The organism is Aquimarina sp. I32.4, assembly GCF_002924285.1.
Classification (GTDB): Bacteria; Bacteroidota; Bacteroidia; order Flavobacteriales; family Flavobacteriaceae; genus Aquimarina.
The window spans coordinates 61,659-87,828 of the sequence record NZ_PGUB01000001.1; the positions used below are offsets into that span (position 1 = coordinate 61,659).

Consider the following 26,170-nt stretch of genomic DNA (forward strand, 5'->3'; position numbering starts at 1 on the left):
GTTACGAATAAATTCCTCCGTTTATATTGATTACTTCCCCTGTAATATACGAAGCATTTTTAGAAGCTAAAAAAGAAACAACATGTGCTACTTCTTCTGCCTCACCAAATCTATTGGCAGGAATTAATTTTTTGAGCTCTTTCTCGTCTAGCTCATTGGTCATATCTGTTTTGATGAATCCTGGAGCAACTGCATTTACAGTAATTTTTCTTTTGGCAATCTCTTGCGCCAATGCCTTTGTAGCACCTACTATTGCCCCTTTTGCCGCAGAGTAATTAGTTTGCCCTGCTGTTCCTTTGACACCAGATACAGAGGCAATATTGATAATTCGCCCGTACCTGTTTTTTAGTAATTTCTGAATTAAATGGTTTGTCACGTTATAAAATCCATCAAGAGAGGTATTTATTACGTTTTGCCAATCTTTTTGAGGCATCCACATAAATAGACCATCTTTGGTAATCCCTGCGTTATTCACAATGACCTCTATAATAGCATCTTTGTTGTTTTCTTGCCAAGTATCTAGTTTTGTTTTTACCTGTTCTGCATCTGCTACATTAAATTGAATGATTTCAGCAGTTTGACCAGTAGCTTCTACTAGCGCCAATGTTTCTTCGGCAGCAGTTTTATTGCTGTTATAATTTATTAATATATGATAGTCGGTATCTTTTGCAAGTTGTATACAAATTGCTTTTCCAATTCCTCTGGAACCACCGGTGATTAAAGCACATTTCATTTAGTATGATGTTGTTTTCTGTTTGATAAGGAGTTTTTTTTGGTTTTTGGGAACTAAGTAATAATGCTATCTAAATAGCTCTAAGTTTTCAAACCACATATTTTTGAGAATTTCTCCTTTGGTATTTAGGAAGCACCAAGATTTTTTCTGTTTTACTCTTGCCAAGCCATTTACAAAACCTTTTTGTGCATTTTTTTTGAAAATGGAAAAACCGCCAGCAGTTATTTCATAAGTGTCTTTGATAACGAGGGCTCCTTTGGTATCTATAAAGCCCCAAAGTTTTTTGAGTTTAACAGGAGCTAAACCATCAGTGCTAAAAACTTCAGCGTCTTTAAAGGTGAATGGTATTATTGTTTTTCCTGTGGTGTCTATATATCCCCATTTCCCATCTTTATTTACAGGAGCAAGACCATTTTTAAATGGGCGAACTTTGTCAAAATCTGGTTGGATTACCCAATCACCACTAGCATTGATGTATCCAATTTTATCATCTTTTTTTGCATAGGTAATGTCTTTATTAATAGAGAAATCCCATATTTTTTGAGCCCCTACGACTTCTTTGAATTCTCCATTGATGATTAACCCATATGATTCATCTTTGCATGCTATGATATGATTATTATAGACATTACTTATTTTATTAAAAATAGTTTTGACAAAATAGTTTCCAGAAACATCTATCAGCCCCCATTTTTCATTTTCTTTTACCTTGGCATATCCATTTACAAAATTAAATGCTTTTGAAAATTTTGGAGCGATCACAACCTCTCCTTTTGTATTGATAAAACCAACCTTGTCTTCATTTCTAATAATTGCATATCCATTTTTGAAATCATAGACTTTATCTGTGTTGATAGTGGTCAATGTTTTTTCTCCTTTAGTATTAATGTAGAACCATTCTTTGTTTTTGAGTACTACAGCTACTCCAGAATCAAATGCTTTGACTTTGTCATATTGCGGTTTTATAGCCCATTCCCCTTTTCTATTTATAAATCCCCAAAGTTTATCATTTGCTGCTGCTGCTGCGAGGTCTTGAGAGAAATTTTTTGCATTTTTGAATGTAGCAGGTATTTGCCAATCTCCTGTTGTTGTGATATAGCCAAATTTACCATCAGTATTAGCAAGTGCCAACTTTTGAGAAGACACTTCTAGTGAGTAGGTAAAAAGTATAAGAATTAAGAAGTATTTGGTATACATTACGCTTCTTTGGTTTCATTATTTATAATAAAATCTTTCACCTTATTTACATAAGGGTACATAACGACATCTTCTGTAAAGATAGGAACTATATTTCGTATAGCATCATACATTTTCTTTGTTTCAGAAGAAACATCATCTTTTACCTCTAGGTATTCGATAGCTTGTACGATTGTAATGAGTTCAATAGCAATAACTTCAAAAGCATTTTCGATCACCTTCTTTGTGATCAAGGCAGCATTTGTTCCCATGCTTACAATGTCTTGATTATCATTGTTATTGGGGATACTATGAACATACATAGGGTTTGATAGCATTTGGTTTTCTGCAGTTGTAGATGTAGCTGTAAATTGTACACCTTGCATTCCAAAGTTTAACCCTAGTTTGGCAAGATTTACAAAAGGGGGTAATATATTATTTAGTTTAGAGTTCAATAAATAATTCAATTGACGTTCTGCCAGCATTGTCATTTTTGCAACCACAATTTTTAACTTATCCATTTCTAGGGAGACATAGTCTCCATGAAAATTCCCTCCATGATATACATGTTTTTTCTCTACATCTATAATTGGGTTGTCATTGGCAGAATTAACCTCTTCTACAAGAATTTTTTCTACATTATTTAATGTGTCAAGTACAGGGCCAAGGATTTGAGGAACGCAACGTAGTGAGTAATACTCTTGTACTTTCTCTTTAAAAATAGTTACCTCGGTTTGGTCTGTGTATAAATATTCTTCTCTCTTTCTTATCAGAGAGCTGTTTTCTAGATGCGTACGCATCTGTTTAGCAATTTGCTGTTGACCAATATGTTTTTTTGCATGATTTAGCTCATAAGATAAATGGTCATCATAAGCTTTTACAATTTCATTAATTGCACATGAGGCAGAAACCATCCAGTTGAGTAATCTTCTTGTGTAGACAGTGTTTACTAGTCCTATTCCTGTCATTACAGAAGTACCATTCATAATGGCAAGCCCTTCTCGAAGTGCAACTGTAATAGGAGTTATGTTTTCTTTTTCAAAAACTTCTTTTGTTGTTTTTCTTTCTCCTTGGTAGAATACTTCTCCTTCTCCAATCAAAGTTAAGGCTAGATGTGCTAACTGTACTAAATCCCCGCTAGCTCCAACACCTCCATGCTCATAAATGAGTGGGATAATATCTTTATTGATCATTAGAGTCATTACATCGACTACAGATTTATGAACTCCAGAGTTACCAAGGCACAATGTGTTTAGACGAGCAACCATAGCTGCTTTTACATACATAGGAGGAATAGGATTTCCTGTTCCAGATGCGTGGCTTCTGATCAAATTGTATTGTAGTTGATTTCTTTCCTCATCATTTATTTTGTATTGAGCCATGGGACCAAACCCAGTATTTACTCCATAAATGATTTTGTTTTCAGAAAACTCTTTTAAAAAGTTAAAACTTTTTTCTACAATTGCTAAAACACTTTTGTCTATGGCAATCGATTCTTTTTTGAATATGATATTGTAAAAATCCTGTATTCCTATTTTCCCGTTAAGTGTTTGCATCTATGATTTTGCTCGAAATTTTGTGAATATTGTTTTAATAACCAAAAATAAAACAGTTATTTTGGTTTGCAAATTTATAATAATTAAGGAATTAATGAGTCTAGTAGCATTATGAATGATGAAAATATTGATGTTTTAGTAATAGGGGCAGGGCCTTCGGGCTGTGTGGCAGCTTCTTATTTGCATACTCAGGGTTTTAAAGTAAAGGTAGTAGAAAAAAATCTTTTTCCCAGATTTGTGATAGGAGAGAGCCTTTTGCCACGATGTATGGATCATTTTGAGGAGGTAGGATTGTTGGAATGTTTGAAAACAGAACAGTTCGAAGTCAAATCAGGAGCACGATTTTTAAAAGGTAAAAAGGTATGTAATTTTGATTTTAGTAAAAAACATACACAAGGATGGGATTGGACATGGCAGGTGCCGAGAGCTGATTTTGATATGGCTTTGACCAATGAACTGATTAGAAAAGGAGTTGATATCGCTTTTGAAAAAGAAGTGATCGCAATAGGTTTTGAAGGCGCTATTTCAAAAACAACGATGCGTGATAAAGAAGGTAATGAGAGTATTGTTACTGCAAAATATGTTATTGATTCCAGTGGTTATGGTAGAGTATTGCCAAGATTGCTGGATTTAGAAAAACCATCAGAATTACCCAAGCATTCTTCGATTTTCACGCATGTAGAAGATATAAGAAGACCTGAAGGAACAGAGGGAACTTTGATCACTTTTGATGTAATCGATACAGAAACTTGGTTGTGGGTAATTCCTTTTTCTAATGGAGTTACGAGTATTGGTTATGTGGGGCCTACAGAGTATTTGGATTCGTTTGAAGGGGATGCAACAGAAAAGTTACAGCAAATGCTACAACGATCTGATTATTTTTATGACCGTTTTAAGGATGTTGATTTTCTTTTTGAACCTGTGTTTATTAAAAATTATTCAAAATCTGTAAAGCAACTATACGGAAAAGGATATGTACTTACAGGTAATAGTGCAGAGTTTTTGGACCCTGTGTTTTCTTCTGGAGTTACCTTTGCTACAGAATCTTCGCTATTGGCAGCAAAGCTGGTGACCAAAGAATTACAAGGTAAAAATGTAGATTGGGAACAAGAATATACAGAATATATCAAAGGTGGCGTAAACGTTTTTGCATCCTATGTGAAAGAATGGTATACAGGAAATCTACAGAAATTATTTTTTCACCGACCAGAAAATCCAGAAGTAAAAAGACAAATATGCGCAGTTCTTGCAGGGTATGTATGGGATACGACCAACCCTTTTGTAACTAAACATGATAGAGCAATAAGAGCATTTGCACATCTTATTGATATGGAAAGTGAACAAGAAAAAATATAATTATTTCTTTTTTGTAGAGTTGTCTGTAACATTTTTATAGTAATACTAATTTTACTAGTCTATTAGAAATATGATGGAAGGTATCTATAAAAGATGCTATCTCTTTTGATTTTATACCATTTTCCAACTTAAATTTACCCAATAGAAATGTGCCTTTTTGCTTAGTATTTCAAAGTAAAGTACAGCCGTAGCTCTGCTATGAATTTCAAAAAGAGTCTCATCTGGTCAAATTTTTCTCATTTTTGGTTAAAAACAAAAGGTCAAGACGGGTTCTTTAATAAATTTTGAAATGTTTGAAAGCAAAATTCATTTTCGGAATGCTTATAATAACAGTATTTCTGATTTTTTACACCAGTAATTTTAATTTGCAAAAAGTATCATATCGAGTTTATCGATGCAAACGATCCAGAATTTCCATCACCTCTATTTTTTTACGCACTGATACAGGTATATTTTCTCCATTTTTCAGCATGAGATATCCACCATCAGTTTTTATAAAAGCACTAATACATTGTAGGTTTACCAAATGACTCTGGTGTACACGCAAAAACTGATAATTTTTGAGCATATCAGCAAAGTATTTTAATGTTTTGGTTACAAATATTTTTTGCCCATCCATCAAATAAAAAATGGTATTATTACTGTCAGATTCACAACGAATAATATCATCAAGGCTTACAATAATGATCTTGTCTAGTGTGTGTAATGATATTTTATCTGGTTTTTGTTCTGGAGCAGACAATGTTTCTTTGAGGATGTCAAGGCGTTCTTTGTTGGGTTGTATTTGTTCTTTTGCTCGTGCAATTGCTTGCCCTAATTCTTCATTAGAATATGGCTTTAATACATAATCAATTGCTGCAAATTTAAAGGCTCTTATAGCAAACTCATCACTGGCTGTAACAAAAATGATTTTAGATTTTAGTTCAGGAAATATTTCAAGAATATCAAAACCAGTACCATCACCAAGCATAATATCCAAAAATAAGATATCGGGTTCTGTGTTGCGTAATGATTTTGCGGCTTCTACCACACTTTGTGCGGTGTCAATTACTTTTATTTCGGAGTGATTCGCTTTTAGATCACTTTTTAAAAGCTGAAGCGCATCGGGCATATCTTCTACAATAATAGCTGTAAGCATAGTGTGTTTTTAATAATCTGTTTGTAATGGTATCTTAAACATAATTTCGGTTCCTGCTACACAATTACCATCTTTAATAATTTCTTTTATATGTAATGAATCTTTTCCTGAGATTGATTCCAATCGTTCTCGAGTTACTGTAAGTGCCATAGATTGATGATCTGTTTTGGCTTTATTTTTTTGAGACTGAAAAATACCTTGTCCGTTGTCTAATATAGTACAATGTAAAAAATCTTCGGTAGTATGAAATTGTACTTTTAATTTACCTTTTCGATTGCCTTTTAGGATACCATGTCTGATTGCATTTTCTATAAAAGGTTGAATGAGCATTGGTGGAATCAGGATTTCTTCGGGGTCAAAATCAGAATCGATCACGATATCATAGGTAAACGGTTTATTAGACATTAATTGCTCTATTTCTATATAGTGTTTTATGGTTTGTATTTCTTGCCCTAAGGTAATGTGATCTTTTCTAGAGTTGTATAGTGTCTCTCTAAGCAATGTGGCAAATGTATTAATGGTAGTGTTCATGCGAATAGGGTTACTGGTTCCCATTGCTTTTATCCCATTAAGTGCATTAAAGATAAAGTGAGGATTCATTTGCAATCGCAATGCTTTTTGTTCTAGTGAAAGCAAGTGGTTTTGCATTTGTAAACGTTCACGCTCTATTTTGTTTTTTCGTTTTACACGTCTAATATAAGAGAATCCGTATCCTCCTAATACGAGTACAATCCCTCCTAGTACAGTGAGTTGAAACCAAGGTTTCTCATAAATAGGGCTGTCAATAAAAAAACGAAAGGAGATAGGGTCACTTTCTTCCCATCGATAGTTTCTGGATTGCGCTGTAAAAGAGTGTTCCCCATAAGCTAACCCAGCAAGATTTTGTTTGTTATCAGAAGACCATGGGCTCCATTCAGAGGTATTTAGTTTCCACCGATATTCTACATCATTAGGGTGATCTAGATCAATTGTTTTATAGCTAAACGATAATTCTGTTTGGTAAGGGCTTAGTTTTAGTATGTGATCGCTATTTACCCAAGTATTTAATTGGATAGAATCTACACTGCGATAGGCTACTTCAACATCTTCAAAATGAATACTGGGTTTGATAGTTGTTTTGGTAGTTTCTGTAGGCTGGTATTTGGTAAGGCCGTATATAGCCCCAAACCATAAGTTTCCTTGATTGTCTTTTGTCACTGCATTAAGACAGGTTTCGATTCCTAAAAAACCATCATTTCTCCCAAAGTGAAAAATATCTACAATATCATTGGATTGATTGAGCTCTATTCTGTCCACTCCTCGTTCGCTACCTGCCCAGAGATTATTTTTTTCATCAAATATCATTTGGTAGATATTATCAGAGTAGGGTCTTTTTCTACCTTTTAATTTTTTGAAAGATATATTTTTCCCCAAATCAGACCACCATATTCCTCTTCCCGCAGTACCTATATAGAGTTTGTTTTTATGAAATAACAAGGTGCTTATGGCGGTAGTTTGATTCAAAACATTACCTAGATGGGTAACTCTATTTCTATGTATATATCCCAGATGTCCATTTTGAGTCGCATACCAGATTCTACCAAGAGAATCTTGTTTCATATCTCTAATTTGTAAATCTTTTATTCCGCTTTTTTGAGTAAATTTTTTAGAGGAGATAATACGCCCCTTTTTGGGGTCAAAAGTAAATTTTGCAATCCCAGTAGAATAAGATGCTACCCAGATTGTTCGTCCTACTACTTGTATGGTTCTTATCCAATCTGATAATAACCCTTTATCAGTATCAATAATGTGGTTTTTGAATACCATTTTTGTAATGGTATCTGTTCTTATAATAGTAGTTGCTCTTAGTTTTTTATTACTAATAGTATCGCTAATGATGCTATCGATTTTATGAACTTCTTTATATAAGATTCCTTTGCCTTCTGTACCTGCCCAGATGTTACCGCGACGATCACTGGTAAGTGTTTTAATTTTTACATCAGACAAACGTTCTTCTTGTGGAATATGATGAACACCAAAAGAATCGATATGTACTAGGCCAACCTCAGAATTAGATGCCCATATTCCACTTTTTGTAGCATGCACAGCATATACTCGATTGCTTTTTAGTCCTGTGTTTTGGTCATAATGCATGAAGTTGTTTTGGAAGTATTTATAAAATCCACCTCCAGAAGTGGCAATCCAGATATTTGATTGTCTATCTAGAATACTTTTTCTTGTATGTGATACGGCCAGACCATTTTTACGATTGATTTTTTTCTTTACAGTATGCTCTATAGCATCTATAATAGTGACTCCATCATTATCAGTAGCAAACCATAACTCATTATCATTATGCAGGGAGATATTGGTTACTCGTACTGGTTTTCGAATCCATTGGTTTCCATATGTTTTTGCATTTGTATTAAGAACTAAGATTCCTCTGTTGAAGGCAGAAGCATAAATTTTATTTCTATGAAATATAGCTGCGGTATATTCATACGCACTATGTCGCTCTAGAATACTTGCTTTTTGCTGTAGGTTATTAAGTTTCCATAGCCCTTTATTGGTAGCCAACCAGTATAATCGCCCATCAAAAACAATATCATTAATAATGCTGGTATTGATTTTTGCGTTGAGATTGATTTTTGTTAACCCTTGTTTTTTACGATATTCATAGATTCCGATATTCGTTGCTAGATAGATTTTATTTGCAATTTTGCATATTTTATTAATTCTAGGGCTTTCTAGGTTGGTAAATTTGTTTTTTGTTTTGATGCTCAACCCATTTTTTGTGCCAATAAAAAGACTGTCATTTACAAAGGCAAGAGAATGAATGTAATTGGATTGTAGCCCATCGTTTTCATTCCAGATTTCAAAATCATTACCATTAAAACGACAGAGCCCCCCTCCTTGTGTTCCTAGCCATAAGTAGCCTACTTGATCTTGTATAATATCATATACTTGTGATTGTGGTAATCCATCTTCTAGGGTGTATGCTCTGAGCTGATTATTTTGAGCAGATATACTACTGATACAATTGGAGATCAGTATAAGAAGAAAAAAAGTAATGAAGCGCATTGAGTTCACAAAAGGCATATCTGGTTAGTAACAAATATAGTTAAACTGGCTTTTGATTTGAGATGAAATTCATTTTTAATCTATATTGTAGAGTCTAATTCTCTAAGGCTTGTCTAAAAACTAAATTTAGTAGTCTTTATTCAAAGTTAAAATAGTATAAAATTGCTCTCAAGGAGTTGACTATAAAAAAACCGACACAACCCAGTTAGGGTGTGTCGGCATAATAAACAAAAGTTTCCCCCTTTTTGTTTATCAGATTGAGATTACTATAATTAATACCCAGTGATTGCTGTTGTCTTTGATTTTTTGATGACATTACCATCGTTCCAGGCATAACTTTGTTTTAGATTTACGTATTTGATATCGGTTGTTGTTTCTGTCTCTTGATATATAGTCTCTGTTTTTAGAATATTACCTTCTATACCATATTTTTGATTAGGAAATATGTATTGAAGATCTGTGTCAGAATTTTCACAATACACATTTTTTAGCTCAGGTAAGAGTACGGTAGTATTATCTTCTCTTACCAGATAATAATAAGCCTCTACATGAGCACAACATGCAAGATATTCTATCTCCATTTTAATTACTTTAGAAACCCCTTCTAATCCTGGATTGTTTAGTGTCGTCACAAAAACATCTTCAAACAAATCGGTATCTTCGATAGTAAAGGTGGCGATGTTATCAGTATCTTTTTTGTTTGAATGCACCAAATTAATAAGAAAAGATGGAGGGGTGTTTTCTTTTTTTAGAACCTTAGTAGATACTTCAAACTCCTCGGTTTGGGTAAATACATTTTGAGCAATAGTACTTTGAAAACTTTGAAACAAAATAATAATTATGGCAATGTTTTTCATAGCAATTTCTTTTTATAAGGTTAGCTATCCAGTGTAAAAGTACTTTCTATATTTATTATAATTGATGCGATTTTAGTATTCGTACTGGTTTAGTTAGAATTCGTTTTTAGGGGATGTTTTCTAATTCTTTTAGTGTTTTTATTACAAATAGGTGGTTGGTAAAAACCTGTTTTATAGGTATTTATACGGGTTTGTTGTATTTGTTTTTTTGCATTTTGATTGTAGCTATTTATATGCTTATTACTAGAGATATTACTTGTGTAGTGGGGTAACATGTTAAAATAGAGCATTTTTACAGCGAATTGAAAAAAGTTTAAAGCACTTCGATAAGTTATTATATACGGATCAGGTCTAATTGTCGTTATATATAGTATATGTTTTTTTTCAATTTTTTAAAACAATAAAAAGATGAAAACAATGCGATATCGATCAAAAGGGCAAGATGTTTTTTTTCTGGAAGAAATATTGGTAAAACTGGGATATAAAGTATATATATCAGAATTTTTTGGAAGAGATACAGAGAGAGCGGTAAAAGATTTTCAGCAAAAACAACTACTTGTTGTAGATGGTATTGTGGGGCCAAAAACTTGGTCTAAGCTTATTGAGGCTCAAAAGGATATAATAACATTTAATGACAAGTTGTTGTCTGAAAAAGATATTGAAGACTTTGCGACACATCACAATTTGGAATTGGCGATGGTAAAGGCTGTAAATGAAATAGAAAGTAATGGCAAAGGATTTTTGATTTGCGGTAGGCCAAGAATATTATTTGAAGGACATGTTTTTTGGAGAGAATTAGAGGCTCGAGGGATACGTCCGATGGATTATGTGTCTGAAAAAACAAAAGATGTTTTGTATAAAAAATGGACCAAAAAATATTATAGAGGAGGATCAGGCGAGTATGATCGTTTAGAAAAATCCGCAGGGATATCAGATAAGCCTGCTTTTCATGAGTCTGCTTATAGTGCTGCGTCTTGGGGATCTTTTCAGATTATGGGGTTTCATTATAAGAACTTGGGGTATGTATCTATCGATCAATTTGTAGCAAAAATGTATGAGCATGAGCGAGAACACCTTACTGCTTTTGGTGCGTTTATTACCACTACTGTTTTTAAAGGAAAGCCATTGATAGATTGGGTCAAAATAAAGAATTGGGCACGATTTGCAGAGGGGTATAATGGGCCAGGTTATAAAAAGAATAACTATGATGTTAAACTAGAAAAGGCATATAAAAAATACAGTACCCCTTAATGATTAACTTAATTGATTCTTGTGTATTGTAAAGAATCAATTAGTAAACCGTGGATTGTAAGTAGAGAACTCTAATCCTAATTCGTCGACTATAAGTTGAACAGACTGATTTGCTAATGCTTCTTTTGGGGTGTCAATTACAAACTTTTTTATAGTATGTTTAGTATTTAATACATATAATTTGTTGCGGTTTACGGTATATCCTTGATCGGGGCGCGCCATGGATGACCAAGAAAATTTTTGAGTTCCTTGATAGGTAAGAATGCTTATATCGGTACTATCCTGTAAAGGAATTTCTTTTTTCAAAATAACATTACCAAATAAAAATTGAGATCTGTATAGTTTTTTGTTTTTGATCATGATCCCTTTTTTACAACATAACATAATCAGAATGATTATAGATATAGGAAAGAGGATTGCTAAAGAAAAATCAATCAATGAATATTCTTGAAAATCAGGAACGCCTATACTCCATATGATTATTCCGAATAAAAATAGGCTTCCAAGAAAAAAGGTAACTATAAAAATTAGGATAAGGATAAGTTTTTGGTGTATTGTAAAATTTGATGAGTAAATTATTTTTTTCATGATATAGGAATCAATATAATGATACTTCTATGTTGCTTAATATATGTGTTGTAACACGGTAAAATGTTACCTTGCTTTTCGGTTTTTTTTGTAGATTAGTTGCTAGTCTTTTCTTTTGTGCAAGCATTGAGTTATTACAAATGTAGAAGAGTCATTTGTTTGTTTGCTTAGCTACAATGATGGAATACCTCTTATTGTGAGCAGTGTTTTTTTCAATCCAGAAGATATCAAAACACCAATAAAATAGTTGCAAGGCTATTATTTATACACTTCTATAGGAATGTCAAAATAGATGGTTCTAATATCAGTATCTTTTGTGCTGTCTTTTTCTACTCCCATAGCTTCAAGCTCTTTTTTGGTATATCGCCACCATAGGTTGGGTAATCCTTTTGACATAGAGTACATCTCATCAAAATATCCTCGTATAGTATCTTTACCTACTCGTTTAGGAGTAAGATAAAATAGTACAGTTTTATAATGATCTGCAGTATCTATTTTTTCTTTTTCAGCAGGATAGGTGTTGTTATACTTTAGGCTATAAATCTTTTGGGAATACTTATAAGGTTTATAGTATTTTTCTTCTGTATTAGAAAAATCGGCATTGAAATTCTTTTGAGTATAATCTTTAGGTATAGTGACTATAAAATCTGATTCGTTAGGGTGTTGCGCTACATCGGGCTGGAAGAAAAAACGTATAGAATCCCCTAGTTTTACTTTTCTGGGAGCTATCTTGTATTTCATGCTAGTACCTGTATTTAGGGTGTCGCCATTAGATAATAGTTGCCATAACTGATTAGTATAGGATTTTGCGTTGATGATTTTATATTCTTTGATAAAACTAGGGGTGCCATCTTCATTATAATTATTCCATATACCTATGCGCTTGTCTTCTTTGTTGTATATCCCTTTTTGTCTTACATTTTTATTTTCATAAAAATCCTTATAGTATAAAGATTTATCATCATACCAAAACTCAATAATTTCAATACTATTATCTTTATTATCATAATAAAAATAGATAGAATCATTTCTTACATTATTTTTATATGAAGTCGTAGAAAATATTTTTCCATTTTTATAGTATATAACACGCGCTCCTTGTTTTAATGAATCTTTATCGATGTAATAATAGCCTTTTGTTGTGCCGTCTTCAAATTTTTCTGTGATTTTCGTAAGTTCTGTTTTACAACTGTTGCATAGATATATAAGAGTCAGTAAAGGTAATAGCTTCTTAATGCTCATATTTGGGGTGTATTTCTATATGCCAATGAACTCTTTTATTATTCATACACTTCTATAGGGATGTCAAAAAATATACTTATTTCTTCTGTATCATAAGTGCCCTCATCAGATAAATTCATGGTTTTGATATCTTTTCTGTTGTATCGCCACCATAGATTAGGTAATCCCGCTACAGCAGAATGCCATTCTCTAAAATATCCTCTAATGGTATCTTTACCTACTCGCTTGGGTTTTATATAGAATACTACCGTTTTATAGTGGTCTGTAGTATCGATTGTCTCTTTTTCAGTAGGATAGGTGTTATCATATTTTAGGCTATAAATATGTTTAGAATACTTACCTGGTTTACGATACTCATCTTCCGTATTAGAAAAGTCGGGAGTAAAGTTTTGTTTTGTATAATCTTTGGGTATGGTTACTGTAAAATCTGAGGTGTCCCCAAATTGTGCTACATCAGACTGAAAGAAAAGCCGTATAGAATCTCCCAATTGTAGTTTTTTAGGGGTTATCTCGTGTTTCATGCTGATACCAGTATTTAAGGTGTCTCCACTAGGTAATAAATACCATAGTTGGTTGGTGTATTGTTTGCCTTTTATGATTTTGTATTCAGCAATCTTTTCTTTATTTCCTTGTTTGTCATAATGAGTCCAGGTATAAATCTTTCTATCATTATTATCTGCCATGCCTTCCTTTTTTAAAGAACTGTTTTCATGAAAATCTTTGTATGACGTATACCCATTATCGTGAAATAGCTTAACCATTTCCAAGTCATTTTTTGGATTATCCCTATAGTAATACACTGAGTCTCTTAAGTCACTATTGGTATATTTTGTTTTAAAGGAAATTCTACCACTTTCATGATATGCTATGGTTTCTCCTTGTTTCAATGAATCTTTATCTATGTAATAAATCCGTTTGATGTTACCGTTATCAAATTTTGTAACAATTTTAGTTAACTCTGTTTTACAGCTTATACATAGAAATAAAATAAGTACTAGGGATAATAATTTATTACTCCTCATTTTTTGGTTGTATTTGTATACGCCATACATATCCAGGAGTATTCATATTTATATGGTAATTTGCATAGTTCATAGCGTTTTTATAGCCGCGTATATCACGTGATACTTTTGCAATGGTATCATAAGGGAGAGTTTCTCTAGTCTTATACAAATCTACATGTCGAGTTATGGTATCACCATATTCGATTTTTCTTTCAAGTTTTGTTTCTTTTTTCTCAATACTTGTTTGTGTATCATCTTTATCAAACATTTTATCATATGTATCGTATATTGATTTTGCTTTATCTAGAATGCCAGCTAGGTGTACAGTTGCACCAAACAACAGTTTCATCCCCCTTTTTTTCCAGTCGAGACCTCCGCCACCGCCAGGAGTTATGCCAGGATCACCCAAGATACCACCATCGGGTTGCCCTCTTCTACCAGTATTAAACGAATCACCAGTACCTCCTCTATACCCATCCATCATCATATAAATGTTAAATTTTTTTTACGGTTGTCAATAACTAATTATTCATACACTTCTATTGGGATATCAAAATAAATAGTACGTGTTTCTGTGTATTTAGCACTATCTTTGTGTATTTTCATAGCTTCAAGCTCTTTATCAGTATACTTCCACCATAAATTAGGTAATCCTTTGGTAACAGAATATATTTCATCAAAATATCCTCGTATGGTATCTTTGCCTATTCGTTTAGGAGTAAGATAAAATAGTACGGTTTTATAATGATCTGCAGTGTCTATTTTAGTTTTCTCTTTAGGATGCTTATTAGTGTATTTTAAACTATAGATTTTTTTGATATCCTTACCAGGTTTATAAAACTTCTCCTTGATATTAGAAAAGTCAGTATTAAAATTCTTTTGAGTGTAATCTCTGGGTATTACCACAACAAAATCTGATTCATTAGGATGTTCTGCCACATCAGATTGAAAGAAAAAACGTATAGAATCTCCTAGTTTTACTTTTCTGGGAGCTATCTTGTATTTCATGTTAGTACCTGCATTAAGTGTATCTCCATTAGATAATAGTTGCCATGTCTGATTGGTATAGGATTTTGCGTTGATGATTTTATATTCTTTGATAAAACTAGGAGTGCCATTTTCATTATAATTTTTCCATATACCTATGCGTTTATCTTCTGTATTATATATTCCTTTTTGTCTTACATTTCCATTTTTATAGTAATCTTTATAATATGTTGAATCATTATCATAATAAAACTTAATCATTCGAACCCGATTAGCTTTATCGTCTCTGTGGTAATATACAGTATCTTTAACATCATCATTAATATATTTAGTTTTTATAGATATCCTTCCACTTTTATAATATACTATAGTTTCTCCTTGTTTTAATGAATCTTTATCTATGAAATAAAATTCTTCAATATTACCGTTATCAAATTTTGTAACAATTTTGGTAAGTTCTGCTTTACAACTTATAAAAAAAACACTACTAATAAGTAGCAATACAACTATATTACTCCTCATATTTAGGTGTTATTTCTATATACCAGTGAAACCCCTGTGTATTCATATTGGTATGATAGTTACCATATTTTAAGGCATTTTGATACCCTTTGATATCTCTGGATACTTTAGCAATGGTGTCGTAAGAATTGTTTTCTATTTTATGTAAGTCAACTATATGGGGCATTGTATCAATATTCTTTTCTTGTAAATCATTTTTAATTTTTAATTTTTTTGTATCTGATTGGTCATTCCCATACGTTTCAACAACTTTTTTGCCAGCATCTTCTGTTTTTGCAAATAATTTGGTAAGGTGTACTATGAAATTAAAAAAAAGCAACCCTCCTGTACCCTTAATAGGCCCTCCACCTCGTGGTGAAATATCAGGATCGCCCCATTTGTCATGATCTGTAGGGTTACTACCCCAGGGTTCTACCCCAAATCCACTGGCAGTAGTAGAACTGCCCCAAATAGTAGCACCCCCTCTATCGGTATTATACCTGCCTGTAGTAGGTGTATTGATATCCCACCAGCTTTTTTCTTTTTCTGGTTCTTCACAATAATGATTAGGATGATCTTTTAGCAAATACCAACGTCTTGACTGTTCATGCCATTTATAGACCGTACAAAACTCATCTTGCAATAATTGCCCATCAACCTCCCCAGGAAAACCAGGTTTACCATATTGATAAGGGTTGTGTTTATGGCCACAAGTGATAACCATAGCCCCTTGTAACGTACCATCAACTACTTTATCTAGATACTCAATCTCTTTGATCTCATAGTCATCATTGGGAGAATCTCTTTTGAACATAGGGTCTTGTGCAAGTTTTGTTGCTTTTGCCTTGATGTTCATATGTAATGCGCGTGCAGGGTCTGCACTAGGGTACATAGCTTCTTCTTTAAGGGTTTTGGCTATTGTTTTCTGTATTTCGCTAGAAAACTCTTTGGCCATACCTTCAAATCCTAGATGCCCCAAATAAACCTCTATATCAGTCATATCCGTTGGTGTTATATTGTGTGATGGAGTTTGATAGCATTAAAAATAGTAAAAAGAGTATAGTCTGCAAAAAAAGCAGGCAGATTGCGCCAATTTTTTATGGGATGTAGCGTAGAATCGCTTTTTTTTAACAAAATTTTATGATTTACGAATGCGTATTATAGTACCGATTTAGATTTTTTGATTCTAACAGAAAAGAGGATTTTATGACGGATAGAAAAAAAGAAACAACTTCATAAAAAGGTTTTTATACTTTTACGTTATGATTAATAATTTTGAAAACGAGTTTTTTGGGATCGGGATTCAAAATGGTAAAACCCCAGAAAATTTGGGAGTCTTATGGCGATCTGCTCAAAATATGGGAGCTAGTTTTATTTTTACCATAGGCAATCGCTATGCAAAGCAAGCATGTGATACCCATAATGCCGTAAAATCAATGCCGTATTATCACTATGATACGTTTGATGATTTTTATAACCATTTGCCCAAAGGAACCATGTTGGTAGGAGTAGAACTTACAGACGGGGCAGAATCATTAGAAGCATTTAAGCATCCCAAACGATGTGTGTATTGTTGGGGGCAGAGGATCACGGATTGTCCAAGATAGCAATAGAAAAATCACAGTTTCTAGTTAAGTTTAAATCAGAGTTCAGTCTTAATGTTGCAGTGGCAGGAAGTATTGTTTTGTATGATCGTGGGGTTGATAAACCCAGATTTATATAAATTTCTAGTACATATATTAATTTATGAGTATTAATAATAAAAGTTGGTACACTATAATTATAGCTATATTTATGCATGTTTGAAATTGTAGAAAAATCGATTGCTTTTTTTAGTTCCTGGGTTTGGGATTGGCCATTATTGGTATTACTTATTGGTGGCGGTTTGTTTTTTCTAATTTATTCAAAATTCACTCCTTTTTTATATTTTGGGCATGCAATAGGTGTGCTTAGTGGCAAATACGATACAGAACATGCCTCTGGTGAGCTTAGCCATTTTCAGGCATTGTCTTCTGCTATTGCAGCAACAGTAGGGATGGGTAATTTGAGTGGGGTGGCAGTAACAATTGCTACAGGAGGACCAGGGGCTGTTTTCTGGATGTGGGTAAGTGCGCTTATTGGTATGGCAACCAAGTTTTATACCTGTTCACTCTCTGTGATGTATCGATCAGAAGATGATAAGGGAACATTGCTTAGTGGCCCTATGTATGTCATCATACATGGGATGGGTAAAAAATGGAAACCGCTAGCAGTATTGTTTGCTCTGGCAGGATTGGTAGGTACATTGCCTGCTTTTACCGCAAATCAACTTACACAAACATTGGTCGATGTGATGCATTGGCAAGAAAGTGATAAATGGTATATCGGTATTGCTCTTGCCGCCATAGCCTCGTTGGTGGTCATGGGGGGAATCAAAAGGATTGGGGCAGTAGCCAGTAAGTTGGTGCCTTTTATGGTGCTATTATATTTTATTACTGTAGTTACAATACTTATTTTACAAATAGACAAAGTGCCAGATATGTTTGTCTTGATTTTTACAGATGCATTTTCTGGTAAAGCTGTGGCAGGAGGGGCATTGGGATATTTGGTAAAAACGGGAGTAAAAAGAGCTGCTTTTTCTAATGAAGCGGGTATAGGAACCGCACCAATGATGCATGGTACCGCAAAAACCAATGAGCCTATACGAGAAGGGCTGGTGGCTATGATGGGACCTGCAATCGATACCTTATTGGTATGTACATTGACTGCCTTGGCAATACTATCTACAGGAATATGGCAAACTACAGATGATAATGCAATATCCTTGACATTATGTGCTTTTAATGAGGTACTACCTTATCGTACAGGAGATATTGTGGTGGTGATAATGGTATTGGTATTTGGGTTTTCTACCTTGTTCTCGTATTCATATTATGGTAAAACATGTTTGGGCTTTTTGACCAAACCCAAATATGGTAAGTATTATAACTACATATATATTGCAGCTATTGTAGTTGCGGCAGTGGTAAAAATAGAATTTGCCATCAATCTTATTGATAGTGCTTTTGCAATAATGGCAATACCTACAGTGATTTCTGCTTTGGTATTGGCTCCACAAGTCAATGCCAAAGCAAGAATGTATTTTGGTCAGTTTAAGAATAGTAAAAAATAGAATTTTATTGCGGTATATTCAAAGTGTAAATGGTCTTATTTTTTCTTTACAATAAACTCACTTCTTCTGTTTTCTTGGTGTTCTTCTTCTGTGCAAGGCACATCATTTTTGCATTTATTGATCAATCTTCTTTCGCCATAAGCTTTACCGCGAATACGCCTCCAATTGAGTTCTCCTTTTTCTACAATATACTTTACGGTAGCTCTCATTCTTTTTACACTCAACCTTTTGTTATACCAATAACTAGATCGGCTATCGGTGTGTGAGCGAACCTCGATTTTCATAGCTGGATAGTTACGCATGGTAGAAATTATTTTTTGTAACTCTACTTCTGCACTAGGAGTAATTTCTGAAGTGTCTAGACTAAAATAAATAGGTTTTAGTTGCAATACTTTTGATAGATCGTCTCCTACATTAATTTCTACAGTAGTAGATAATAAGTCCTCTTCTTTTATCAATGAAATGGGTAGTTCATATACATACTCAAAAGTATCGGTAGTCTCTAGAGGTATCTCTCTAGGATTATAGGTGTCTGATGTAACTCGAATTGTGTATTCAGAGTTGCAGGGTACTTTGATCTTATAAACTCCTTTGATATCAGAAACAGCTTCATAAATGGTGTTTCCTGCCATATCTTTGACCGTAACATCTGCCCTAAAAATAGGCTCATTGGTAGCACTATCTAGTATAATGCCTTCTGCATATTGCATACATGAAGTAATTAGCTCCTGGGTTTGTTTAAAACTGTAAATATCATCATTGCCTTTACCCCCCTTTCTGTTACTGGCAAAATACCCTATGTTGGTATCTGTGTTAAGTATAAAGGTAAAATCATCTTTTGAGCTGTTTATAGGTTTCCCTACATTGAAAGCGTTAGAAAAACCGAAATCTTCTGGAACTGCTACAAAAATATCTAATCCCCCTAACCCCACGTGGCCATCGCTAGAAAAGTAGAGGCTGCCACTATCACTTATATAAGGGAAGGTTTCTCTACCTTCTGTGTTGATCTTATTACCTAGGTTTTTTGGTTTGTCATACTTTCCGTTTCTTAATATATCAACTACAAAGAGATCAGATTGCCCTAAACTACCAGGCATATCACTTGCGAAATAGAGTTTGGTGCCATCGGCACTTAGTGAGGGGTGAGAAACAGAATATTCATTGCTAGAAAAAGGTAGCTCTGTGATATCGCACCATATACCATCCTTGAGCGTAGCTTTGTATAGTTTTAATAATACCACCCCCTTTTTATTCGTTCCTAATTTTTTGTTTGTGTAATTGTTTCTAGAGAAATATACGGTTTTTCCATCCTTACTAAAAGTGGTGGAGGACTCATGGAATTTTGTGTTGATTTTACCTTTTAGTTTAACAGGTTTTTTGAGCGTTATTTGATCGGCTTCTATTTCTGAAGAAAATATATCAAGAAATGGCATTTGTGTCCATTTATGCAATTTTGATTCATTAGTGTTTTTACTTCTAGAAGAGGCAAAAACAATCTGATTGTTATTATTAAAACTAGGAGCGTATTCTGAGTTTTTTGAATTGATGTTCAAAGGGAAAATGTCAAATTTGCCAGATTGTAGTTCTATAAAATCCAGATAATTTCTTTTTTCTATAAAAGATTTTGCACGTTTATCATTTCCTGTAATTTCATAAAATTGATCCATTACTTTATCAGCCTCGCTATAGCTCTCTACGCTTTTCAAACTTTGTGCATATCTGAACAAGTATTCAGGATTGAGGTCTTGTGGATATGTGTCGATCAATCGTTCATACCAAGTAACAGAATCTTCGAGATCCCCAGTAAAGTAATATGAATCTGCTAATCTTGCATATAAATCTGCAGAAGAATATCCCTTTTGTGCAACATCTAAGTAGATGGCCCTGGCATCTATATAAGCAAAAGCCTTAAAACTTTGATCTGCTTTCTCAAGAAGCTTGTTTTGATCTTGAGAGAAAAGGCCTGATGATACAAGAAGGGTAAAACATAAAGAAAGGAAAGTCTGTCTTGAGTAGAGTTGCGTATACGATAATGAGTGTTTTTTCAAAATGGTTTTGGTTTTTAGAGATAATAAACTTGTTATCAATAGGTTTTGAAAGTATCTTAGAATTAAATTTAAGAAAAAATGAATTAAAATAAGCATTCGTTTTTTATTTTTAATAACCGCTTTTTGTAGGAAAATGTTAATAAAACAGGAGATATTGCAATAATCTTGTCATCCGTTCTTTTCTTTTTTAATATTCATCTACCTTTGTCCAAAAATCAATTATATGGCTCACAAAGCTGGTTTTGTAAATATTATAGGTAACCCCAATGTAGGGAAATCTACCTTGATGAATGCTTTTATTGGAGAGAAACTATCTATTATTACCTCTAAGGCGCAAACAACAAGGCATCGAATTTTGGGAATTGTAAATGGAGATGACTTTCAAGTAATTTTATCAGACACCCCTGGGATTATAAAGCCTGCATATGAATTGCAGGAATCAATGATGGATTTTGTGAAATCTGCTTTTGAAGATGCCGATGTACTGATTTATATGGTAGAGATTGGTGAGAGAGACTTAAAAGACGAAGCGTTTTTTAATAAAATTACCAATGCCAAAATCCCTGTACTTCTTCTATTGAATAAGATAGATCAATCTAATCAGGAAAAACTAGAAGAGCAAGTTCAGTTTTGGGCTCAAAAAGTACCAAATGCAGAATTGTACCCTATATCTGCACTAGAAAAATTTAATGTCAGAGAGGTTTTTCATAGAATAGTTGAGTTACTACCAGACTCTCCTGCTTTTTATCCTAAAGATCAATTGACAGATAAGCCCGAACGTTTTTTTGTAAATGAAGCAATTCGCGAAAAAATCCTAGTACATTATAAAAAAGAGATTCCCTATGCTGTAGAAATAGAAACAGAAGAATTTATAGAAGATGATGATATTATTAGAATTCGCTCGGTAATTATGGTAGAGCGAGATTCTCAAAAAGGAATAATTATCGGACATAAAGGATCGGCTCTAAAAAGAGTAGGTACAGAAGCACGTAAAGAACTCGAAAAATTCTTTGGCAAGAAGATACATATAGAACTCTATGTAAAAGTCAATAAAAATTGGCGTAGTAGTGGTAGACAGTTAAAACGTTTTGGGTATAATAAATAAAACCTGATTGTTAGAGATGTAGTGATGATTATTGTTGCTATTATTTTGAATTAGCTTATGGCATGTGTTGACTATAAGTTTATAGGAGTCTATAAAAACAATTGATTCTCGATATAGTATCTGTTGCAATGTCTCTATAGAGCAAATTTGTGTCTAGAAGCCACCTCATAGAGTGATTGGTCTTTTTTCTTCTACAAAATTAGTTCGTTGATAAGTACAATACATTTCATTATACCATTTTGACTAGTTTGCTTTAATGACAGTATTTGTAATGAATATTTAATGCATGAAGTGAGTTAAGAATCTTGTGAATCACCTGTAGTTACTGAGGAAGAAGGAGATGTCTACGTAAGAATAAATAACTTCCATAAAAAGTTTGATGTTTTACAGTAACCAACTTAACTACAATAGGTGCTATATTTGTGTAAGTAATTATTTCACTGACTGACTATCAATTATGAAAAGTTCAAAGGCCTGAAACACTGGCCTCTGGGCTTTTTGTTTTTATTGCCCTTCTGTTATAGTAATCAAATCAAAACATTTTAGTATTGCTTAAATAAAAAGTCTAATTTTGCACAAAATTTTAGAATAAACATCAATGAGTGGTATAGTAGCAATTGTAGGAAGACCTAATGTAGGAAAATCAACCTTCTTTAATCGATTAATACAAAGGAGAGAAGCTATTGTAGATGCTGTAAGCGGAGTAACCCGTGATCGACACTACGGAAAAAGTGATTGGAATGGAGTAGAGTTTTCATTGATCGATACAGGAGGATATGTTGTAGGTAGTGATGATGTGTTTGAATCTGAAATAGATAAACAGGTAGAGCTAGCTATTGAAGAGGCAGATGCTATTATATTTATGGTAGATGTAGAGTCAGGGGTGACAGGAATGGACGAAGATGTAGCAAATTTACTGCGTAAAGTAGATAAACCTGTTTTTCTGGTAGTAAATAAGGTAGATAATGGCCAGAGAGCCACAAATGCAGTCGAATTTTATAGTTTAGGACTAGGAGAATATTATACTCTTGCTAGTATAAATGGTAGTGGTACGGGTGAGCTGCTGGATGAATTGGTAAAAGTATTACCAGAAAAAGAAGAAAATGACGACAGTGACTTACCGCGATTTGCAGTAGTAGGAAGACCCAATGCAGGTAAATCTTCTTTTATCAATGCGCTTATAGGAGAGGATCGATATATCGTTACCGATATTGCAGGAACTACAAGAGATGCGATTGATACCAAATACAAACGTTTTGGATTTGAATTTAACTTGGTAGATACCGCAGGAATACGACGTAAATCAAAAGTAAAAGAAGATTTAGAATTTTATTCTGTAATGCGATCCGTGCGTGCTATTGAGCATAGTGATGTTTGTTTATTACTTTTTGATGCCGATAGGGGTTTTGATGGGCAAGTGCAAAATATATTTTGGCTGGCCGAGCGTAACCGCAAAGGGGTGGTGATCTTGGTAAATAAATGGGATCTTATAGAGAATAAAGAAAGTAATACACTGAAAGACTTTGAGAAATACATACGTAAACAAATAGAACCTTTTACAGATGTGCCTATTGTATTTATTTCGGCATTAACCAAACAACGTATATTCAAGGCAATAGAAACTGCGGTAGATGTCTATAAAAACAGATCCAAAAAGATCAAAACCAGTGAGCTTAATGATGTGTTATTGCCTATTATAGAAAATAACCCTCCGCCAGCATATAAGGGTAAGTATGTAAAAATAAAATATATAACGCAATTGCCTACACCACAGCCGCAATTTGCATTTTTTTGTAACCTACCTCAATATATAAGAGATCCGTACAGACGTTTTATAGAAAATCAATTACGTAAAGAATTTGATTTTAATGGAGTACCAGTTTCTGTCTATTTTAGAAAAAAGTAGACAGCAGTACTTATTATATAGGTTTCTTTAAAAAAAAAACAAAAACACAGTAAACGAAAACCGTAGACAATGACTATACTATCTACACTGGTTTTTCGTTTAAGAATGACTCAACACAGACGCTACATATTATAATGAAATCTATTTTTTTTCTGATTGCTTTATTTGCGCATGCACTTACATTTTCTCAACTAGAAGCATGTAAAGATTCACAAAAACCTGAAGACGAACAACCTATTACGATAGTAGAGCTTTCTAGCTTGATAAATACTCCTAATTTTTATAATACCAATTATAGGTATATAGACGGGTTAGGAGGAAAAGGAGGAAGGTATTCAGCAGGCTTCTTAGATACCTGGCTAGGAGAAACACAAATAATGTTTCCGTATGATGGATTGCCAATACGAGTAAATCAAACTGATACTCAGATTATTGCAAACAATACCAATGCGCTGTATTGGATGACATTGGCTATGGGGCAAGAATATATGAATGTAGACATGCAATGGATGATTGGCTTTGGAGCCAAAGAGACTTTTAGTGGTACACCACATGCAGGACCTCCTTTTAACACCAATGCAGAAGGAGCTTACGGGCCATTTGAAGTAGAATTGTTTACTGGATTGGATAGAGCAATATCGTACCCGTCTTTTTATCCAGAATACCAAACGCAACTAGAAAACGCGTTAGATATCAATACATCAGGAATTGATCCAACCCAATTTATGAATCATTATATAGGTGCTGACCCTACATTGCTTAATGAATCTGGAGTGGTTGGAGCGTATATGTTATCGATCACTAATTTTTTTGCAATATATAATTGGTATAGCTATGCAAAGGACTTATGTTGGCATAAGGTTATAGACATGCCAGCAGATCCATATTATGGATTGGGTGCTATGGCAATAACTTATAATCTGGGGATGTTTTCTGCAAATCCCGTGGCAGATACTATGAATAAAGATACGTATCAAACTACTGTTGCAAATGCAAACGCAAGAGATTTATTGCCAGAAGGAAATAGTTTTTACAGAAGACATATTACAGAAGTTATTGAAGCGGTAGTAAATCGATCTACAGCAGCCAATACAGATGGGTCTATTGCTCTGTGGGATTATCAAATTGAATGGTCTGTGGTAGAACGGTTTTTTCTGGGAGAAGGAGGAACAATAGGTCAGCAAGGGCACGGTGGGATGCTACAACATTTTGAGGTAGACAATCAAGGGGTTAGGCAAGAAATTATGAATACGCTAAGAGAGGCTTTTGATCTTCTAAAAGGAAAAGCTCCCTCATCTACATCAAACACCATAAGTTTTAGGTATGATTGGTTAGCGTTATTGAGAACCGTAAAACAACATTTTTCTAATCAAGCTATTTTTGATCAACCCAATGTAGGGGATGCCTCTTTGAGAATTAATACTTTTTCGGATATAGGAGGGTGTTGTGTAGATGTACCAGCAATAGAGGTAGAACAGGCGTGTTTAGATAGCGAAACTGTTTTTAGAATATCGCAAGATGTAGTTAGTGTAGATTGGGAAATAAGAAATGCATCAGACGAGGTTCTTTACACATCTTCTGAGATAGAAGATCGTTATTCTTTTATAGCAGAAGGAGCTTATACTATCGAGGCTACTATTATTGTCGAAGGAGAAACATCAGTGCTTTCTGAAACAATTAATTTTGGGTCAGATTCTGTAGATCTAGATGTTCAAGCAGAATTTATAGGAAATGATATTGTAGTTACTGTAGTAAATGGTGATAGTGATTATGAATATGCGATAGATGCTGTTCAGGGACCTTACCAAAGTACAGGACGTTTTATTGGGGTGACTATAGAACCTCATATAGTTTATGTAAAAACACCTAGTGGATGTGTTGCGAGTGTAGCGGTGAACCCCATTGTTAATCAGGAAACAGGATTGGTTATTCCTGAATATTTTACGCCAAATGGAGATGGTTTTCATGATCAGTGGGAGATAAAAGACCCAGAAGGAACGTTAAGAGTAGATTCAAGAATCTACGTTTTTAATCGTTTCGGAAAATTACTAAAACAGCTAGATCCAAGAAGACCTGTTTGGGATGGGGTGTACTTAAATAAAAATATGCCTTCTACAGAGTATTGGTACAGTATAGAATATATTTCAGGAAATAGTACAAAAAGAATAACAGGAAGTTTTTCTTTGATTCGGTAATAAAAATCTATCCCTATTGCATCATATACAGAATTAAAATAATGGATACTCCAAATAGTATAAAAGGAGTTTTCTGTAGTAGTGTTTTTTGTTTTTGAAACAAAAACAGAATAAAATACAGGCCAATTACAATCAGGTTAAAAACTCCAAATAGTATAAATTCTATAAAGGCTACAGGAACATGTACCGTATTTTGAGTGTTTGTTGGATATAGATACCATAAAAAACTAATGATTTGCAGTAGTATGGCTAGGACAGGTATTATTTTTTGTTGTATCACCTTATTGTAAAATCTAGAAAGTATGTTTTATAATAA

General features: G+C 33.7%; 19 protein-coding genes and 1 pseudogene. 7 read left to right on the forward strand and 13 right to left on the reverse strand.

Annotation, left to right across the window (positions count from 1 at the left end; translation table 11 throughout):
- Position 1: 1 nt before the first annotated feature.
- The 3 genes from fabG to hutH form a co-directional block, all read right to left on the reverse strand.
- The gene (gene fabG / locus CVD18_RS00265) at positions 2-733 is read right to left on the reverse strand and encodes a 3-oxoacyl-ACP reductase FabG (protein ID WP_103863444.1); all 732 of its coding nucleotides are present in this window, start codon (positions 731-733) and stop codon (positions 2-4) included.
- A 66-nt stretch (positions 734-799) separates the two neighbouring features.
- Complete coding sequence (locus tag CVD18_RS00270) at positions 800-1,930, reverse strand: WG repeat-containing protein (protein WP_103863445.1); 1,131 nt, start codon at positions 1,928-1,930, stop codon at positions 800-802.
- Positions 1,930-3,465: a histidine ammonia-lyase gene (gene hutH / locus CVD18_RS00275; RefSeq protein ID WP_103863446.1), complete on the reverse strand. Its 1,536-nt coding sequence runs from the start codon at positions 3,463-3,465 to the stop codon at positions 1,930-1,932. Before hutH ends, CVD18_RS00270 begins: the two co-directional genes overlap by 1 nt.
- A 111-nt stretch (positions 3,466-3,576) precedes the next feature.
- Here hutH and CVD18_RS00280 point away from each other — a divergent pair, with 111 nt between their 5' ends.
- Positions 3,577-4,821 carry an NAD(P)/FAD-dependent oxidoreductase gene (locus tag CVD18_RS00280; RefSeq protein WP_103863447.1) on the forward strand — a complete coding sequence of 415 codons (1,245 nt, stop codon included), beginning with the start codon at positions 3,577-3,579 and terminating at the stop codon, positions 4,819-4,821.
- Between the two features lie 388 nt (positions 4,822-5,209).
- Here the strand turns inward: CVD18_RS00280 and CVD18_RS00285 are convergent, their stop codons facing one another.
- The 3 genes from CVD18_RS00285 to CVD18_RS00295 all read right to left on the reverse strand — a co-directional run bounded on the left by CVD18_RS00285 (position 5,210) and on the right by CVD18_RS00295 (position 9,876).
- Entirely contained in the window at positions 5,210-5,959 is a 750-nt protein-coding gene (locus tag CVD18_RS00285; protein WP_103863448.1) for a LytTR family DNA-binding domain-containing protein, read from the reverse strand.
- Positions 5,960-5,968: 9 nt separating this feature from the next.
- A complete protein-coding gene (locus tag CVD18_RS00290) occupies positions 5,969-9,037 on the reverse strand; it encodes a two-component regulator propeller domain-containing protein (protein WP_103863449.1) in 3,069 nt (1,022 codons plus the stop codon).
- Positions 9,038-9,291: 254 nt separating this feature from the next.
- Positions 9,292-9,876, reverse strand: a complete 585-nt coding sequence (locus tag CVD18_RS00295; protein ID WP_103863450.1) for a hypothetical protein — start codon at positions 9,874-9,876, stop codon at positions 9,292-9,294.
- A gap of 408 nt (positions 9,877-10,284) precedes the next feature.
- On the opposite strand from CVD18_RS00295, the gene CVD18_RS00300 reads away from it, so the two are divergent.
- Entirely contained in the window at positions 10,285-11,127 is an 843-nt protein-coding gene (locus CVD18_RS00300; RefSeq protein ID WP_103863451.1) for an N-acetylmuramidase family protein, read from the forward strand.
- 36 nt (positions 11,128-11,163) lie between these two features.
- Here the strand turns inward: CVD18_RS00300 and CVD18_RS00305 are convergent, their stop codons facing one another.
- From CVD18_RS00305 to CVD18_RS00330, 6 genes are all read right to left on the reverse strand, one after another.
- Positions 11,164-11,715: a hypothetical protein gene (locus CVD18_RS00305; RefSeq protein WP_103863452.1), complete on the reverse strand. Its 552-nt coding sequence runs from the start codon at positions 11,713-11,715 to the stop codon at positions 11,164-11,166.
- A 258-nt stretch (positions 11,716-11,973) separates the two neighbouring features.
- Positions 11,974-12,957 (reverse strand): toxin-antitoxin system YwqK family antitoxin, encoded by a 984-nt coding sequence (locus CVD18_RS00310; RefSeq protein WP_103863453.1) that lies wholly within the window; start codon positions 12,955-12,957, stop codon positions 11,974-11,976.
- A 38-nt stretch (positions 12,958-12,995) separates the two neighbouring features.
- Entirely contained in the window at positions 12,996-13,979 is a 984-nt protein-coding gene (locus CVD18_RS00315; protein WP_103863454.1) for a hypothetical protein, read from the reverse strand.
- Positions 13,969-14,448 carry a hypothetical protein gene (locus CVD18_RS00320; RefSeq protein WP_103863455.1) on the reverse strand — a complete coding sequence of 160 codons (480 nt, stop codon included), beginning with the start codon at positions 14,446-14,448 and terminating at the stop codon, positions 13,969-13,971. The genes CVD18_RS00315 and CVD18_RS00320 overlap by 11 nt, the downstream gene beginning before the upstream one ends.
- A 38-nt stretch (positions 14,449-14,486) precedes the next feature.
- Positions 14,487-15,470 (reverse strand): hypothetical protein, encoded by a 984-nt coding sequence (locus tag CVD18_RS00325; protein WP_103863456.1) that lies wholly within the window; start codon positions 15,468-15,470, stop codon positions 14,487-14,489.
- A complete protein-coding gene (locus tag CVD18_RS00330; RefSeq protein WP_103863457.1) occupies positions 15,460-16,449 on the reverse strand; it encodes a hypothetical protein in 990 nt (329 codons plus the stop codon). The genes CVD18_RS00325 and CVD18_RS00330 overlap by 11 nt, the downstream gene beginning before the upstream one ends.
- A gap of 358 nt (positions 16,450-16,807) precedes the next feature.
- On the opposite strand from CVD18_RS00330, the pseudogene CVD18_RS00335 reads away from it, so the two are divergent.
- Positions 16,808-17,172, forward strand: a pseudogene (locus tag CVD18_RS00335) (RNA methyltransferase).
- Positions 17,173-17,247: 75 nt separating this feature from the next.
- Positions 17,248-18,600: a sodium:alanine symporter family protein gene (locus tag CVD18_RS00340; RefSeq protein ID WP_103863458.1), complete on the forward strand. Its 1,353-nt coding sequence runs from the start codon at positions 17,248-17,250 to the stop codon at positions 18,598-18,600.
- A gap of 35 nt (positions 18,601-18,635) precedes the next feature.
- Here the strand turns inward: CVD18_RS00340 and CVD18_RS00345 are convergent, their stop codons facing one another.
- Positions 18,636-20,648: an OmpA family protein gene (locus CVD18_RS00345; RefSeq protein WP_233194440.1), complete on the reverse strand. Its 2,013-nt coding sequence runs from the start codon at positions 20,646-20,648 to the stop codon at positions 18,636-18,638.
- A gap of 223 nt (positions 20,649-20,871) precedes the next feature.
- Here CVD18_RS00345 and era point away from each other — a divergent pair, with 223 nt between their 5' ends.
- The 3 genes from era to CVD18_RS00360 all read left to right on the forward strand — a co-directional run bounded on the left by era (position 20,872) and on the right by CVD18_RS00360 (position 25,854).
- Positions 20,872-21,753 carry a GTPase Era gene (gene era, locus CVD18_RS00350; RefSeq protein ID WP_103863460.1) on the forward strand — a complete coding sequence of 294 codons (882 nt, stop codon included), beginning with the start codon at positions 20,872-20,874 and terminating at the stop codon, positions 21,751-21,753.
- Between the two features lie 598 nt (positions 21,754-22,351).
- Positions 22,352-23,659 carry a ribosome biogenesis GTPase Der gene (der, locus tag CVD18_RS00355; RefSeq protein ID WP_103863461.1) on the forward strand — a complete coding sequence of 436 codons (1,308 nt, stop codon included), beginning with the start codon at positions 22,352-22,354 and terminating at the stop codon, positions 23,657-23,659.
- A gap of 134 nt (positions 23,660-23,793) precedes the next feature.
- Complete coding sequence (locus CVD18_RS00360; RefSeq protein WP_103863462.1) at positions 23,794-25,854, forward strand: T9SS type B sorting domain-containing protein; 2,061 nt, start codon at positions 23,794-23,796, stop codon at positions 25,852-25,854.
- The last annotated feature ends 316 nt before the right edge of the window (positions 25,855-26,170 follow it).

What these genes read in the sequence shown, in the direction of transcription:
- CVD18_RS00290 (WP_103863449.1), bottom strand. Translation starts at nt 9,037, where the DNA reads ATGCCTTTTGTGAACTCAATGCGCTTCATTACTTTTTTTCTTCTTATA.
- hutH (WP_103863446.1), bottom strand. Translation starts at nt 3,465, where the DNA reads ATGCAAACACTTAACGGGAAAATAGGAATACAGGATTTTTACAATATC.
- CVD18_RS00305 (WP_103863452.1), bottom strand. Translation starts at nt 11,715, where the DNA reads ATGAAAAAAATAATTTACTCATCAAATTTTACAATACACCAAAAACTT.
- CVD18_RS00310 (WP_103863453.1), bottom strand. Translation starts at nt 12,957, where the DNA reads ATGAGCATTAAGAAGCTATTACCTTTACTGACTCTTATATATCTATGC.
- CVD18_RS00270 (WP_103863445.1), bottom strand. Translation starts at nt 1,930, where the DNA reads ATGTATACCAAATACTTCTTAATTCTTATACTTTTTACCTACTCACTA.
- CVD18_RS00300 (WP_103863451.1), top strand. Translation starts at nt 10,285, where the DNA reads ATGAAAACAATGCGATATCGATCAAAAGGGCAAGATGTTTTTTTTCTG.
- CVD18_RS00320 (WP_103863455.1), bottom strand. Translation starts at nt 14,448, where the DNA reads ATGATGATGGATGGGTATAGAGGAGGTACTGGTGATTCGTTTAATACT.
- CVD18_RS00340 (WP_103863458.1), top strand. Translation starts at nt 17,248, where the DNA reads ATGTTTGAAATTGTAGAAAAATCGATTGCTTTTTTTAGTTCCTGGGTT.
- CVD18_RS00325 (WP_103863456.1), bottom strand. Translation starts at nt 15,470, where the DNA reads ATGAGGAGTAATATAGTTGTATTGCTACTTATTAGTAGTGTTTTTTTT.
- fabG (WP_103863444.1), bottom strand. Translation starts at nt 733, where the DNA reads ATGAAATGTGCTTTAATCACCGGTGGTTCCAGAGGAATTGGAAAAGCA.
- era (WP_103863460.1), top strand. Translation starts at nt 20,872, where the DNA reads ATGGCTCACAAAGCTGGTTTTGTAAATATTATAGGTAACCCCAATGTA.
- der (WP_103863461.1), top strand. Translation starts at nt 22,352, where the DNA reads ATGAGTGGTATAGTAGCAATTGTAGGAAGACCTAATGTAGGAAAATCA.
- CVD18_RS00360 (WP_103863462.1), top strand. Translation starts at nt 23,794, where the DNA reads ATGAAATCTATTTTTTTTCTGATTGCTTTATTTGCGCATGCACTTACA.
- CVD18_RS00315 (WP_103863454.1), bottom strand. Translation starts at nt 13,979, where the DNA reads ATGAGGAGTAATAAATTATTATCCCTAGTACTTATTTTATTTCTATGT.
- CVD18_RS00285 (WP_103863448.1), bottom strand. Translation starts at nt 5,959, where the DNA reads ATGCTTACAGCTATTATTGTAGAAGATATGCCCGATGCGCTTCAGCTT.
- CVD18_RS00295 (WP_103863450.1), bottom strand. Translation starts at nt 9,876, where the DNA reads ATGAAAAACATTGCCATAATTATTATTTTGTTTCAAAGTTTTCAAAGT.
- CVD18_RS00280 (WP_103863447.1), top strand. Translation starts at nt 3,577, where the DNA reads ATGAATGATGAAAATATTGATGTTTTAGTAATAGGGGCAGGGCCTTCG.
- CVD18_RS00330 (WP_103863457.1), bottom strand. Translation starts at nt 16,449, where the DNA reads ATGACTGATATAGAGGTTTATTTGGGGCATCTAGGATTTGAAGGTATG.